General features: G+C 56.0%; 13 protein-coding genes. 6 read left to right on the forward strand and 7 right to left on the reverse strand.

Annotated elements, in window-relative coordinates:
- Positions 1–78: 78 nt before the first annotated feature.
- From LG203_RS00805 to LG203_RS00830, 6 genes are all read right to left on the reverse strand, one after another.
- On the reverse strand, positions 79–885 hold the full coding sequence (locus tag LG203_RS00805; RefSeq protein WP_230344059.1) for an ABC transporter ATP-binding protein: 807 nt from the start codon (positions 883–885) through the stop codon (positions 79–81).
- Positions 886–895: 10 nt separating this feature from the next.
- Positions 896–1,813, reverse strand: a complete 918-nt coding sequence (gene ntrB, locus LG203_RS00810; RefSeq protein WP_230344060.1) for a nitrate ABC transporter permease — start codon at positions 1,811–1,813, stop codon at positions 896–898.
- A gap of 65 nt (positions 1,814–1,878) precedes the next feature.
- Positions 1,879–3,168 (reverse strand): CmpA/NrtA family ABC transporter substrate-binding protein, encoded by a 1,290-nt coding sequence (locus LG203_RS00815; protein ID WP_230344061.1) that lies wholly within the window; start codon positions 3,166–3,168, stop codon positions 1,879–1,881.
- A gap of 420 nt (positions 3,169–3,588) precedes the next feature.
- Positions 3,589–4,863: a nitrate regulatory protein gene (locus LG203_RS00820; protein ID WP_230344062.1), complete on the reverse strand. Its 1,275-nt coding sequence runs from the start codon at positions 4,861–4,863 to the stop codon at positions 3,589–3,591.
- 205 nt (positions 4,864–5,068) lie between these two features.
- Entirely contained in the window at positions 5,069–5,776 is a 708-nt protein-coding gene (locus LG203_RS00825; RefSeq protein WP_230344063.1) for a hypothetical protein, read from the reverse strand.
- Positions 5,777–5,839: 63 nt separating this feature from the next.
- Complete coding sequence (locus tag LG203_RS00830) at positions 5,840–7,726, reverse strand: ABC transporter transmembrane domain-containing protein (protein WP_230344064.1); 1,887 nt, start codon at positions 7,724–7,726, stop codon at positions 5,840–5,842.
- A 425-nt stretch (positions 7,727–8,151) separates the two neighbouring features.
- Here LG203_RS00830 and LG203_RS00835 point away from each other — a divergent pair, with 425 nt between their 5' ends.
- The 5 genes from LG203_RS00835 to LG203_RS00855 all read left to right on the forward strand — a co-directional run bounded on the left by LG203_RS00835 (position 8,152) and on the right by LG203_RS00855 (position 11,307).
- Entirely contained in the window at positions 8,152–8,310 is a 159-nt protein-coding gene (locus tag LG203_RS00835) for a DUF3309 family protein (RefSeq protein ID WP_230344065.1), read from the forward strand.
- A 46-nt stretch (positions 8,311–8,356) separates the two neighbouring features.
- Positions 8,357–8,581 (forward strand): glycine zipper 2TM domain-containing protein, encoded by a 225-nt coding sequence (locus tag LG203_RS00840; RefSeq protein WP_230344066.1) that lies wholly within the window; start codon positions 8,357–8,359, stop codon positions 8,579–8,581.
- A 190-nt stretch (positions 8,582–8,771) separates the two neighbouring features.
- Positions 8,772–10,841, forward strand: coding sequence for a carbon starvation CstA family protein (locus tag LG203_RS00845; protein ID WP_230344067.1), 2,070 nt, complete (start codon positions 8,772–8,774; stop codon positions 10,839–10,841).
- 2 nt (positions 10,842–10,843) lie between these two features.
- A complete protein-coding gene (locus tag LG203_RS00850) occupies positions 10,844–11,023 on the forward strand; it encodes a YbdD/YjiX family protein (RefSeq protein ID WP_190274883.1) in 180 nt (59 codons plus the stop codon).
- Positions 10,996–11,307: a TIGR03643 family protein gene (locus tag LG203_RS00855; protein ID WP_230344068.1), complete on the forward strand. Its 312-nt coding sequence runs from the start codon at positions 10,996–10,998 to the stop codon at positions 11,305–11,307. The genes LG203_RS00850 and LG203_RS00855 overlap by 28 nt, the downstream gene beginning before the upstream one ends.
- Before the next feature lie 191 nt (positions 11,308–11,498).
- Here the strand turns inward: LG203_RS00855 and LG203_RS14455 are convergent, their stop codons facing one another.
- Positions 11,499–11,666 carry a phage integrase N-terminal SAM-like domain-containing protein gene (locus LG203_RS14455; RefSeq protein WP_407665330.1) on the reverse strand — a complete coding sequence of 56 codons (168 nt, stop codon included), beginning with the start codon at positions 11,664–11,666 and terminating at the stop codon, positions 11,499–11,501.
- Between the two features lie 150 nt (positions 11,667–11,816).
- Here LG203_RS14455 and LG203_RS00860 point away from each other — a divergent pair, with 150 nt between their 5' ends.
- Complete coding sequence (locus LG203_RS00860; RefSeq protein ID WP_230344069.1) at positions 11,817–12,392, forward strand: hypothetical protein; 576 nt, start codon at positions 11,817–11,819, stop codon at positions 12,390–12,392.
- Positions 12,393–12,395: the final 3 nt, after the last annotated feature.

The raw sequence follows: 12,395 nt of genomic DNA on the forward strand, positions 1-12,395 counted from the left end.
GGGTAACGGGTAGTACCGGCCCGTCCTGACCGACGGGCCACTTTTTTGCCTGATTATTTAATTGCTCGTATTGCCTTCTCAAGCCGCCTTCTTTGCGTGGCGTTCATACAAAAACTTCAGCACTTCGCTACGCAGATGGTTGTAGTGGCCGTCTTCTGCCAGCTCCAGCCGCTTGCGCGGACGTGCGAGTTCCACATCCAGAATGTCGCCGATGGTGGCGGCCGGGCCGTTGGTCATCATCACAATGCGATCTGAGAGCAGCACGGCCTCGTCCACATCGTGTGTCACCATCACCGCTGTGCAGCCGGACTTCGCCATGATGGTCATCAGCTCGTCCTGCAGATGGGCGCGGGTGAGGGCGTCCAGCGCGCCAAACGGCTCATCCAGCAGCAGCACCTTGGGTTCCATGGCCAGCGCCCGGGCAATGCCCACGCGCTGTTTCATGCCGCCGGAGATTTCATTCGGGCGTTTGTCGGCGGCATGGGCGAGGCCCACCAGCTCAATCGCGGCCTGGGTGCGTTTTTTCAGCTGGTCTTTGGTGTCGGTGGCGCCAAAGACGCGTTCCACCGCCAGGTAGACATTTTCACTGCAGGTGAGCCAGGGCAGCAGCGAGTGGTTCTGGAACACCACGGCACGCTCAGGGCCGGGGCCAGCAATCTCGCGGCCTGCACAGAACAGGTTGCCGTCAGTGGGCTGCAACAGGCCGGCGATCAGGTTGAGCACGGTGGATTTGCCGCAACCGGAGTGGCCGATGATGGAGATGAACTCGCCTTCGCGTATGCTGAAGTTCACATTTTTCAGCGCTTCAAACGTGCCTTTTTTGGTGAAAAAGGTCATGTTCACGTTTTCCAGCTGTACGTATTTTTCCTGCACGATTTTTTCCATGATGGGTTCCTTATTCGTAGCTGAAGCGGCGAGCGAGGGAGGTCAGCGCCAGTTCGAGCAAGAGGCCGACGATGCCGACAACGAAGATGGCGATGATGATGTGCTCCACATTCAGGTTGTTCCACTCATCCCACACCCAGAAGCCGATGCCCACGCCGCCAGTCAGCATTTCTGCCGCCACGATCACCAGCCAGGCCACGCCGATGGAAAGGCGCACGCCGGTCATCATGTAAGGCAGCACAAAGGGGAACAGAATCTTGGTGACGATCTTCCACTCGGAGAGGTTGAGCACCTTGGCGACATTCATGTAGTCCTGTGGCACCTTGCTCACGCCCACGGCGGTATTGATGATCATGGGCCAGATGGCGGAGATGAAAATCACCCAGATGGCCGCGGGGTTGGCCGCCTTGAATACCAGCAGGCCGATAGGCAGCCAGGCCAGCGGTGACACTGGGCGCAGGATGCCGATGATGGGCGCTGCCATGCGCGACATGAACTGGAAGCGGCCGATGATGAAGCCCAGCGGTATGCCGATCAGCGCGGCCAGGCCAAAGCCCAGGCCCACACGTTCCAGCGAGGCCAGGATGTTCCAGCCTATGCCCTGGTCATTGGGACTGTTGGTGTAGAACGGGTCGCTGAACAGCTCCACTGCCGAATGCCAGGTGCTGACGGGGCCAGGCAGGTTGGGCGATTGATGGGAAATCAGGGTCCACACAGCGCCCATTAGCAGCAGGCCAAATATCGGCGGCAATAGCCACTGGAAAAAGGCGCGCATTTTCAGGGCGAGCGCAGAGGGGCGTTTTGCCACTGCCGGACGGGCTGCTTTTTTTGCTGCCGCCTTTGGGCTCGCGACAGGATTGCTTGCTACTGTTTGCTCATTGTTCATGATGGTCTTGATGTCTTCTTTACTGATACCGATTGCACTCATGATGATTTGCCTCGCATCACAGGTTCAGGACTGGCGGCCGACATTGCCGGGCCGCCGCGTGTTTATCAGGCCTTGATCTTGAAGCCGTTGGCATAGGCTTTCGGGTCCTTGCCATCCCACACCACGCCATCGATGAGCTTGCTGCTGCGCATCGGGTCGCTTGGCACGGCAATGCCCAGGGATTTGGCTGCTTCGGTGTAGATGTCGATACGGTTGACCTTTTTGGCGATCCCCAGGTAATCCGGGTCGGCTTTCAGCAAACCCCAGCGCTTGTGCTGGGTGAGGAACCACATGCCATCCGACAGGTAGGGGAAGGTCACCTTGCCGTCGTTGAAGAACTTCATGTAGTTGGGGTCTTCCCACTTTTTGCCGATGCCGTTGTCGTAATGGCCAAGGAAGCGGCCTTCGATCACTTCTTCCGGGGCATTCACATAAGCCTTGCCGGCAATCAGTTTGGCAACCGCGGGGCGGTTGGCCGTGGCGTCGATGTAGCGACAGGCATCCAGAATCGCCTTGGTGATGGCCAGTGCCGTGTTGGGGTTCTTGGCGACAAATTCGGCGGTGGTGCCCAGCACCTTTTCCGGATGGTCAGTCCAGATATCCTGAGTGGTGGCAGCAGTGAAGCCGACCTTGTCGTAAATGGCACGTGCATTCCATGGTTCACCCACACAGTAACCATCCATATTGCCGATACGCATGTTGGCAACCATTTGCGGTGGCGGTACCACGATGGTCTTCACATCCTGGAAGGGATGAATGCCATACGTCGCCAGCCAGTAGTAGAGCCACATCGCGTGGGTGCCGGTAGGAAAGGTCTGGGCGAAGGTGTAGTCGCGGTTTTCATTGTCGAGCAGGCGTTTCAGGGTGGCGCCCCCGGTGACACCCTTGTCCTTCAGCTGGTTGGCGAGGGTGATGCCCTGACCGTTGTTGTTCAGCGTCAGCAGCACGTTCATGTCTTTCTGCTGACCGCCTATGCCCATCTGTACCCCATACACCAGGCCATACAGCACATGGGCGGCATGCAGTTCGCCATTGACCACCTTGTCGCGCACGCCCGCCCAGGAGGCTTCCTTGGATGGCACGATCTTGATGCCGTATTTCTTGTCGAAGCCCATCTGGGCAGCTACGACGATAGGTGCGCAATCGGTCAGCGGGATGAAGCCGATTTTGACTTCGGTCAGTTCTGGAGCGTCCGAGCCTGCAGCCCATGCCTGATTGCGGATGGCGGCGGGCACCATGTTCATCATGGCGGCGGCGCCAAGCGCACCTGCGGCGGCGTTCTTGAAAAACTGGCGACGACTGGTGTCGACGGCAGGTGCGGCGTTATCTGCTGCAGTTTCTGGTGTTTTTTTCATGTCTGCTCCCTTAAAAGTGGTCCATCACGTATCAAAATCAAAATCGCAAAACAAAAAAAGGCGTCCAGCCTGCAAACAGTTTCCTGTCTACATGCTGGACGCCTTTGTCCATATTCGTGGAAGCTTAATCGCTTCGTTTAATGTGTTGCTTTGTCAGCCTTACCCGCTCTGAAGTAGAGCCAATGTGTTGTTGCATTGCTGGCGATGCCATATCTGCGTTGATATGCACAAGCCTGCATAAACGCCAGACCGCCGTTGGCCTGACCTTTTGTCAAGACATAAGCAAATGCTGTGCCAATCTACATTATTAAAATAAGTGATTGAATTTATGTATATTTAAAAAATTTTCAGGGGAGGGGGAGGGATGGCGTGAATGTGATGCATCGCACTTATTGAGTGCAGGTGCACCAGCTTGAATAACTAATTGCTACCCTGGCTGGATAGCGTGATGATGTTTTCCGCAATATCGATCAGCTTGCGATTCTGCTCCATGGCGGTATTGCGCAGCATTTTATAGGCTTCCATTTCGGTCAGGCCCAGTTTGCTCATCAGCAGGCCTTTGGCGCGTTCGATACGCTTTCTTTCCGCCAGTGATTTCTTGGTTTCCGACAGCTCGTTTTCAATTTCCGCCAGTTGCTGTGACTGCTGTTGCAGCAAGGCAATGATGGACTCCATGGGGTAGGGCGCCAGCTCATCATGGGCAAGGAAAGTAAAGGCATTCTCCAGCGGAATGGCCAAATTGAAAAACGTACTATCTACGTTGGTCGCGGGTGTTTGTCGGGCTCTTAACTCGTCCAGATGCTGGCGGGTATTTTCCAGATCCAGTTTGGCCTGGCTACTCAAGTTGTCGAGCGTGTCATGCATGGCAGCCACCAATTGGCATTGGATATGCCAGATTTCCGTGAGCCGTTTGCTGCAAAACTCAAACCAGGCATCGCCATCGGTTCTCTGCAGTGCCTGCTGGTCTTTGGCCACCGTCAATTTGCTGCGGTAGTCGTGCTGCATACGGTGAGCTTCGGTCGTCAGCGAGGCACGCCAGGCCTCGCGCAAGGCGTCCGTGCCAAATTGGCAAAAGAGCTCAAAATGCCGGTCTTGCTGCGCGATCAGTTCCAGCAGCTTGTGCTGGTGCTCCAGTTGCATATAACCCGAACCAAACAGATGCGAGCCCACTGCGCGCTCCTGCCCTGCAAATTCTTTGCCTTGCACCAGGTTGTAGAGGGCGACCAGATAGGTAGCGATCTTGCTGTTGACGGTATTGTCCGTGATTTCAAAAATGAGCGAAATCAAACTGCCTATCAACCGCGTGTAGGATTGTATGCAGTCACTGAAGGGTATTTTTAATAGCGTGACTTGATGGCGAAAGGGCTTGAGCTGCTCAAACCCCAACAAGACCCATGAAATCAGGGTGAGCTGTTTGGCATCAGCCGAGGTGTTATGGTTGAGATAGCGTTGCAAGGCCTCGTTGAAACCAGACTCCGAGGCCTGGTTTTGCTCAATGATTTCACTGCGCTCTTTGGCAAAGCGGCTACCGGCAGAGGCCAGATAAAGACAGCTGGCGCCGCGCTCAGCCTGCAGCTGGTGCACCATCCAGCCTATGCTTTCGACAAATTGAATGCTGGCGGAGAGCCGTTCCAGCTCTTCGATATGGCGGGTTTTAGCCAATAAAATCGTATTGTCAGGTGAAATATTCTGCATGGTGAGTCAGTGCAAGCAAGAACAGTGCTCAATATAGTTAGCGCATGAGCATGGAGCCGTTTGCACTGCGAGACGTCGTGAGGTGGCTGATGATTCGCCGAATTGTAGCTTAGTGAGCCAGCGATACAAACCGCCCATATTTCTGATGCGGCATCCAGCGCGCCGGTGAGGCTTGTTCAGCAGCAGAATCGGCGGGTTTGCGGGATTAACGCGGCTGTAACTGGCAGCTGTGCAGGATGGACTGGCTGAGGGTATTGAAGCTGGAAAGTGCGCCGGTAGCCGTGGCATAAGGCTGCTGTTGCAGGTAGGTAATCAGGGCCATCTGGCGCGGGGGAATACTGGCCGATAACTGCTGCAGCCGGCATTGACAGGCGGATGTCAGATCGGTGGCCTGCCAGGCCTGGCGGCAGGCATGCAGCTGCGATTGCTGCAGGGACAAGGGCCAGGCTTGCTGATTTTGCTGGCCGTCCGGGATATGGGCGCGCAGCTGGGTCAGCAGCTGATACATGAACTCCAGCCCCTGGTTAAGCGCTTTCAGTTCGGCAGGGTGCGCATCATTGGCCGCGATGGTGACCACGCTTTCGGCCTGCTCGGGGATGGCATAGCCTTGTGCGCTCATGAGGATACGTTTGGCAGGGTTCTGCTCCAGGTATTGACGGGTTTGCTGCAGGTCGGAGGCGGGGAGTTGCAGGCGTAATTCGGTGGCGCAGTCGGGCAGCGAGCGCAGTTCGACCTGAATGGTGCCATCTTCGCGTCCTTGCTGGAATACTGGCGCAAGCTCGGCCAGCACGGCATTTTCTTGCGTTTGCCAGCGCTGCAGCACCGCATCACAAGGCTCGGCCAGGGCTGGCATGGCGGCGGCCAGCAACAAAGCCAGCAGCCAGCGGAAAAAGAAATGGCGCATGGTCATCATGAGCACTGGGAGCATGCGGTGCGGGCGCAAGTTCAGGCGCGCCCGCTTGCATTGCTTCAGGGCTTATTCATGAGGGACGCCGGCTACATCGGCAGGGATGGGGGCTGCGGAGGGCGCGTTGCCGGAGGCTTCGGTATCGTGGAACTGCAGTTTGGCCAGACGCGCATAGAGTCCGCCCATCTGACGCAATTCTGCCGGCGTGCCGGTTTCCACGATGCGCCCCTGATCCATCACGATAATCCTGTCCACCTGCTGCACAGTGGCCAGGCGGTGCGCGATGATCAGGGTGGTGCGGCCCTGCATGGCGGCCTGCAAGCCTTGCTGTACCAGGATTTCTGATTCCGCATCCAGCGCGCTGGTGGCCTCATCCAGTAGCAGAATAGGCGCGTTTTTGAGAATGGCGCGGGCGATGGCAATGCGCTGACGTTGCCCACCAGACAGTCGCGTGCCGCGCTCGCCAAGGAAGGTGTCGTAACCCTTGGGCAGGCGATGGATGAATTCATCGACCTGGGCGGCCTTGGCGGCCATCAGCACTTCGGCATCGGTGGCATAGGGATAGCCATAGCGTATGTTTTCCATGGCATTGGCCGAGAAAATCACCGGGTCTTGCGGCACCACGGCAATCAGGCCGCGCAGGCTTTCCAGGCTGAGCTGACGTATATCCTGACCATTGATGGTGATGCTGCCTGCGCTGGTGTCGTAAAAGCGCAGCAGCAACTGGAACAGGGTAGTCTTGCCGGCACCGGAAGGGCCGACCAGCGCAATGTTTTCGCCAGCGGCGATCTCCAGCGTCAGTTCTTGCAATGCCGGCTGGGTGGGGCGGGAAGGGTAATGAAAGCTGACATGGTGAAAGCCGATGGTGGCTTCCGTGGTCGACTTCAATGCCATGGGTTCTGCCGGTGCCTGAATGGCAGGTTCGGCCTGCAGCAGTTCAAGCAGGCGCTCGGTGGCACCCGCGGCCCGCATGATATCGCCCCAGACTTCGGCCATGGTGCCCACCGCCCCTGCCACCATGGCGGCATACAACACAAACGACGCCAGCTCGCCGCCTGTCATGGCGCCTTCGCTGACCTGGCGCGCCCCCAGCCACAGCACAAACACGATGGTTCCCAGCACGGCGGTGATGATCAGCGCGGTCAGTGCGGCGCGCACGCGAACGCGACGGATGGCCGTATCAAAGCTGAGCTCGGTGCTTTGCTTGAAGCGGCCGATCTCGCGCTGCTCCTGCGTATAGGATTGCACGGTGGGCATGGCATTCAGAATTTCACCCGCCATGGCCGAACTGGCGGCGATCTTGTCCTGCGATTCGCGCGAGAGCTTTTTGACGGAGCGGCCGATCAGCATGATAGGCAGGACCAGCAGGCACATCAGCCCGAGGTTGATGGAGAAGAGATAGGTGCTGGTGACGGCCAGCATCACCATGCCACCGACAAACTGGAACAGACTGCGCAGGCCCATGGAGGCGGAACTGCCAACCACGGTCTGGATCAGCGTGGTGTCGGTGGTCAGCCGTGACAGCACCTCGCCCGTTTGCAGGGTTTCAAAGAATTGTGGCGATTGCGTCAGGACGCGGGCATAGACGGCACTGCGCAAATCAGCCGTTACCCGCTCCCCCACCCACGATACGGTGAAATAACGTGCCGCGACCAGCATGGCCCAGGCACAGGCCAGCCCGAACAACAGCAGGAAGTGGCTGTTGAGATCGCCATTGGCGCTGGGCCCTTGCTGTGGTGGTTTATCAAAACCAAAATCCACCAGATCTCGGAATGCCAGCGGCACAGCGAGCAAGGTAGCGCTGGCAAGGCTGAGCAAAACCAGCGCGAGGATGATCTGCCAGCGATAAGGCCGCAAAAAGGGCCATAACCGACTCAAGGCGGAAAGGCGTTTGGATGGGGCGGGAGCCGTGGGTATGTCGGCATTCATGTCTTGGATATCAGGCGAGGTGGTCATCTATGCGCAGACCTTGTGAAGGTTGGGAACGTTCCATTATTGAGATGGTACTCCACTAATCATTTTGCAAGCACGAAGGCTGCCTGCCATGGGTGATTGCTGCCTATGCCTGTAAGGCTTCACTGACAGCAGTATCAGACCTACCCCTATGCGCTTCGCAGGGCAGCCTCTATACAGTAGAGGTGCGTCTCAACAAACAAACGCTTAAAAAATTAAGGAGGAATTCTGATGATTAAATATTTTATTGCCTGGCTGCTGGGTGTACCCGCATTCCTGCTCATCATCATCTATTTTTTCATGCACTGAATTAATGCACAGCTCTTGTTGCATTAACACCGCTGGCCCCGGCTGGCAAAACGCATCAGAAATTGCCCCATAACCTGAGCAGATCACCTGCTCACTAATTTGAAGAAAAGAGGGAATTTATGTCCATCACGACCATTTTGCTTATTGTACTGATCCTGATGTTGCTGGGTGCGTTGCCGACCTGGGGACATAGTCGCAATTGGGGTTATGGCCCGAGTGGCGGTTTAGGATTGATCGTCATCATTCTGTTGATCCTGTTGCTCACCGGTCGCATCTAGTCAGCGTGCTAATAAATAAACAAGTAAACAGCGTTAGGAGATAGACATGGATATCCTCAATAAAACCTGGCGGGTGACCGGCATTGTGTTGACGGTGGCGTGTCTTTCCGCCTGTAGCAATATGTCGGCGCGTGACAAGAATACGGCCGTGGGCGCAGGTGTGGGCGCCGCGGCAGGCGCTGTGTTGACCGGCGGCAGTGCTGTCGGTACGGTCGGTGGTGCTGCCGTAGGCGGCATTATCGGCAATCAGGTGGGTAAAGATAAAAAGTAGGGAGGAGGCCATCAGGTGCCTGGCACCACAGGGTGGCGATAAGTAGAAAAAGCCGGAGCATGATTGCTCCGGCTTTTTTATGCATCCAGAGTGCAGGGGGCATATCCATCCATGGCCTCCTCGCTAGAAACGGCATATCGCTCAGGTCTGTTTTATACTGTGAGCCCATTGCACATCACTCACGGTCATTATGAAAACCATCCTTAAGAATTGTCTGTGGCTATTGATTGCGCTATCTGGTGCAGCGGCGGTGGGAGGCATCGCGCTGCATCGCGGCGAGAGTATCAATTCCCTGTGGTTTATTGCGGCGGCATTGTGTGTGTATGCACTGGCTTATCGTTTTTATTCGGCATGGATCGCCGCCCGGGTGCTGATGCTGGATGCCTCGCGGGCGACCCCTGCCGTGCGCCTCGATAATGGCCGCGATTTTGTGCCAACCAATAAATGGATCGTCTTCGGCCATCACTTTGCGGCGATTGCCGGGCCTGGCCCGCTGGTGGGGCCAACACTGGCCGCCCAGTTTGGCTATCTGCCCGGCACCTTGTGGATATTGTTTGGCGCTGTGCTGGGTGGGGCCGTGCAGGATATGGTGACCTTGTTCCTCTCTACGCGCCGCAATGGGCGCAGCTTGGGCCAGATGGCGCGTGAGGAACTGGGCGCGATAGGCGGCACTGCCGCCCTCGTTGGCACCTTTGCCATTATGATCATCCTGATTGCCGTGCTCGGGCTGGTGGTGGTCAATGCCATGAAGCACAGCCCATGGGCGACCTCTACCGTGGCGGCGACGATTCCCATCGCCATGATTGTCGGTTTATACATGCGCCACTTCCGTGCGGGCAAGGTGCTGGAAGCCTCGGCGCTGGGCGTGATCCTGCTGCTGCTATCCGTAGCGGGTGGCGGCTGGGTGGATCACAACGCGACCTTGCGCGTATGGTTTGACCATGAAGGCCTGACCCTGGCCTGGTGGATTATTGCCTACGGCTTTGCTGCCGCTATTCTGCCGGTCTGGCTGCTGCTGGCGCCGCGCGATTATCTATCTACCTTCATGAAGCTTGGCACGGTGATCGTGCTGGCGATTGCCATTCTGATGCTGCAGCCGGAAGTCAAAATGCCGGCGCTGACGCAGTTTATTGATGGCACTGGCCCCATTTTCGGCGGCAAGCTGTTCCCCTTTGTCTTTATCACCATCGCCTGCGGCGCCATTTCCGGTTTCCACGCACTGATTGCCTCTGGCACCACGCCCAAGCTGCTGGAAAACGAGCGCGATATCCGCATGATCGGCTATGGCGCCATGTTGCTGGAGTCCTTCGTTGCCATCATGGCGATGATTGCCGCCACCGTGCTTGATCCCGGCGTGTTTTTTGCGATCAACAGCCCGGCGGGCATCGTCGGCAAGGAAGCGGCCGATGCCGTTGCCACCATCAGCGGCTGGGGTTTCCCGGTCACCGTGGCGCAAATGGACACGCTGGCGCGCGAGATGGGCGAGGCCACGCTGTTTGCCCGTACCGGCGGTGCGCCTTCGCTGGCAGTCGGCATGGCCAGCATTTTTGGCAGCGCGTTTGGCCAAGGCCTGCTGGCGCTCTGGTATCACTTTGCCATTATGTTCGAGGCGATTTTCATCCTGACCACGCTGGATGCCGGCACCCGCGTCGGCCGCTTCATGCTGCAGGACATGCTGGGCAATATCTGGCCCAAACTGGGCGAGACCTCCTGGTATCCCTCGGTATTGTTCACCAGCGCGCTGGTGGTCGCAGGCTGGGGGTATTTCCTCTACATCGGCGTGATTGACCCCAATGGCGGCGTCAATATCCTGTGGCCGCTGTTTGGTATTTCCAACCAGATGCTGGCGGCCATTGCTTTGTCGGTTGCCACGGGTATTTTTGTCAAATCCGGCCGCCTCAAATTTGCCTGGGTAACGGCACTTCCGCTCACCTGGCTAGTCATTATTACCAGTACCGCCGCCTGGCAGAAAATCATGAGCGATGATGTGCGCGTGGGCTTTTTTGCCGCCGCCAATGATATGGCGGCCAAGCTGGCGTCAGGTGCTTTGCCACCAGAAAAAGCCGCCGTGGCACCGCAACTGATTTTCAACCAACAGCTCGATGCCTGGCTGACGCTGTTTTTTGTCGTGATACTGTGGGTGGTGATACTGGATATGCTGCGCGTGTGCTGGCGCTATCTGGCAGGCAAGCCGGTGCGGCCATCGACCGAGCACCCACACGAACCAGCACCGCTGAATGCCCAATGGGTAAGGGATTGAACATGCTGAACAAATTGAAAGCGTTTTGGCGCGTCGTGCGCCGCCTGTCAGGCGATGATGCCTACGAGCGTTATCTGCGCCATCACGCCGAGCAGCACGTGGACGAGCCGCCGCTGACGCGCGAAGCCTTTTTCAAGCAATGGCAGGATGGCAAATGGAAGGGCGTGAAGCGGTGCTGCTAACTCGGGATACCGCTGAGCCCGCCATCTCCGGTCAGGAGCTGAGCGCAGCCGATATTGGCCGGGTGATTGAAATGGCGTGGGAAGATCGCACGCCATTCGAGGCCATTGCATTTCAATTTGGCTTATCGGAAGCTGCGGTGATTGATCTTATGCGACGGCAGCTGGGCAGCTCCGCGTTCAGGTTATGGCGCAAGCGCATGCAGGGGCGAGCCACCAAGCATGCCGCCTTGCGCAGCCCCGAGGTGGCGCGGCATCGTGCCCGCCATCGGGTGCCGCAGTTCTAAGGGCGTGGCTGGCGGCACAGGTACAACATCACCAGCCCCGCAATTACCATGGGCAGGCTCAGCCCCATCGATAACAATCTCAGATAACTATCCGTATTTTCACGCGCTCAAAGTGCGCGTTAAGTAGCTCGCGTGGATGCCGACACATGCCTATCAACCGCCTGATGTGTTAAGAAAGCCTCCACATATTCTCACTTTAAGGTTTGGTGGAGGGTTTTATTGTGGAATAGAATCAAGCACTTGATCCAGGCCACATAGGCTTTTTCGGTTCTGATACTATAGTGCATCATCTGGATGCGACCTGCGACTTGTTCAAGCAATTTTGGTGGACGACTGGAATTCCCTGCGGATGGCATCATGCTGTGTGATTCAGTTAAAGATAAGAATTAAAGTTGCACTAAACCTACTCTACTCAACGATTTAAATAGAGAACAACAATAATTAAACTAATATCAACCAGCCCAATAAAATATTAAGTAATATATTGGATGCTATTTAAGAGGCTAAAAATGGAATCACCACTTTGGCAAACAGTATTAGGCTTACTAACTGCTCTAGGCGGTGGTGGGATAATTGTTTTAAGCCTGTCTAGCTGGCTGGGAAAAGTGTGGGCAGAACGTCTTGGCGAAAAATTAAAGGCTTCAAATACCCAAGCATTAGAACGCATCAAAGCAGATTTCTTGCGAGAAGTTGAAAGCTACAAAGTTAAGTTAAAAAAATCTGAATTTATTTTTCAGAAAGAATTTGAAGCGGCATCAGAGTTTTCCAGATTAATGCAATCAATACATCCTGGTTTCAACCACCCAATGATGGATTGGTACGAAGCCTGTGATGTCATCGCACAAAACTTCGGGAGTATCGAAAGCAAACTTAATGATTTTTTAGCAAAGTATGGTGCAGTTCTAACTGATGGTGAGCGAAAAATCTTAACTGATGCCATATCTGATGCAGGATATGGAAAATTTGATGCCATAGGTGAGGATGTAAGCGCAGAAGCTAATAAGCAAGCAGGCAATCTATATAACGAGCTCCAAGAGTTAGAAAAACAAATGATTGGACGTGTTCGTGACCAGTCCAGCCTCTAACCC

Source organism: Methylovorus mays (assembly GCF_020531915.1).
Taxonomy (GTDB): domain Bacteria; phylum Pseudomonadota; class Gammaproteobacteria; order Burkholderiales; family Methylophilaceae; genus Methylovorus; species Methylovorus mays.

Excerpts from the sequence above, each read along its gene's own strand:
- LG203_RS00830 (WP_230344064.1), bottom strand. The coding sequence starts at position 7,726 with ATGACCACCTCGCCTGATATCCAAGACATGAATGCCGACATACCCACG.
- LG203_RS00805 (WP_230344059.1), bottom strand. The coding sequence starts at position 885 with ATGGAAAAAATCGTGCAGGAAAAATACGTACAGCTGGAAAACGTGAAC.
- ntrB (WP_230344060.1), bottom strand. The coding sequence starts at position 1,813 with ATGAGTGCAATCGGTATCAGTAAAGAAGACATCAAGACCATCATGAAC.
- LG203_RS00845 (WP_230344067.1), top strand. The coding sequence starts at position 8,772 with ATGAAAACCATCCTTAAGAATTGTCTGTGGCTATTGATTGCGCTATCT.
- LG203_RS00825 (WP_230344063.1), bottom strand. The coding sequence starts at position 5,776 with ATGATGACCATGCGCCATTTCTTTTTCCGCTGGCTGCTGGCTTTGTTG.
- LG203_RS00835 (WP_230344065.1), top strand. The coding sequence starts at position 8,152 with ATGTCCATCACGACCATTTTGCTTATTGTACTGATCCTGATGTTGCTG.
- LG203_RS00855 (WP_230344068.1), top strand. The coding sequence starts at position 10,996 with ATGGAAGGGCGTGAAGCGGTGCTGCTAACTCGGGATACCGCTGAGCCC.
- LG203_RS14455 (WP_407665330.1), bottom strand. The coding sequence starts at position 11,666 with ATGATGCCATCCGCAGGGAATTCCAGTCGTCCACCAAAATTGCTTGAA.
- LG203_RS00820 (WP_230344062.1), bottom strand. The coding sequence starts at position 4,863 with ATGCAGAATATTTCACCTGACAATACGATTTTATTGGCTAAAACCCGC.
- LG203_RS00850 (WP_190274883.1), top strand. The coding sequence starts at position 10,844 with ATGCTGAACAAATTGAAAGCGTTTTGGCGCGTCGTGCGCCGCCTGTCA.
- LG203_RS00840 (WP_230344066.1), top strand. The coding sequence starts at position 8,357 with ATGGATATCCTCAATAAAACCTGGCGGGTGACCGGCATTGTGTTGACG.
- LG203_RS00815 (WP_230344061.1), bottom strand. The coding sequence starts at position 3,168 with ATGAAAAAAACACCAGAAACTGCAGCAGATAACGCCGCACCTGCCGTC.
- LG203_RS00860 (WP_230344069.1), top strand. The coding sequence starts at position 11,817 with ATGGAATCACCACTTTGGCAAACAGTATTAGGCTTACTAACTGCTCTA.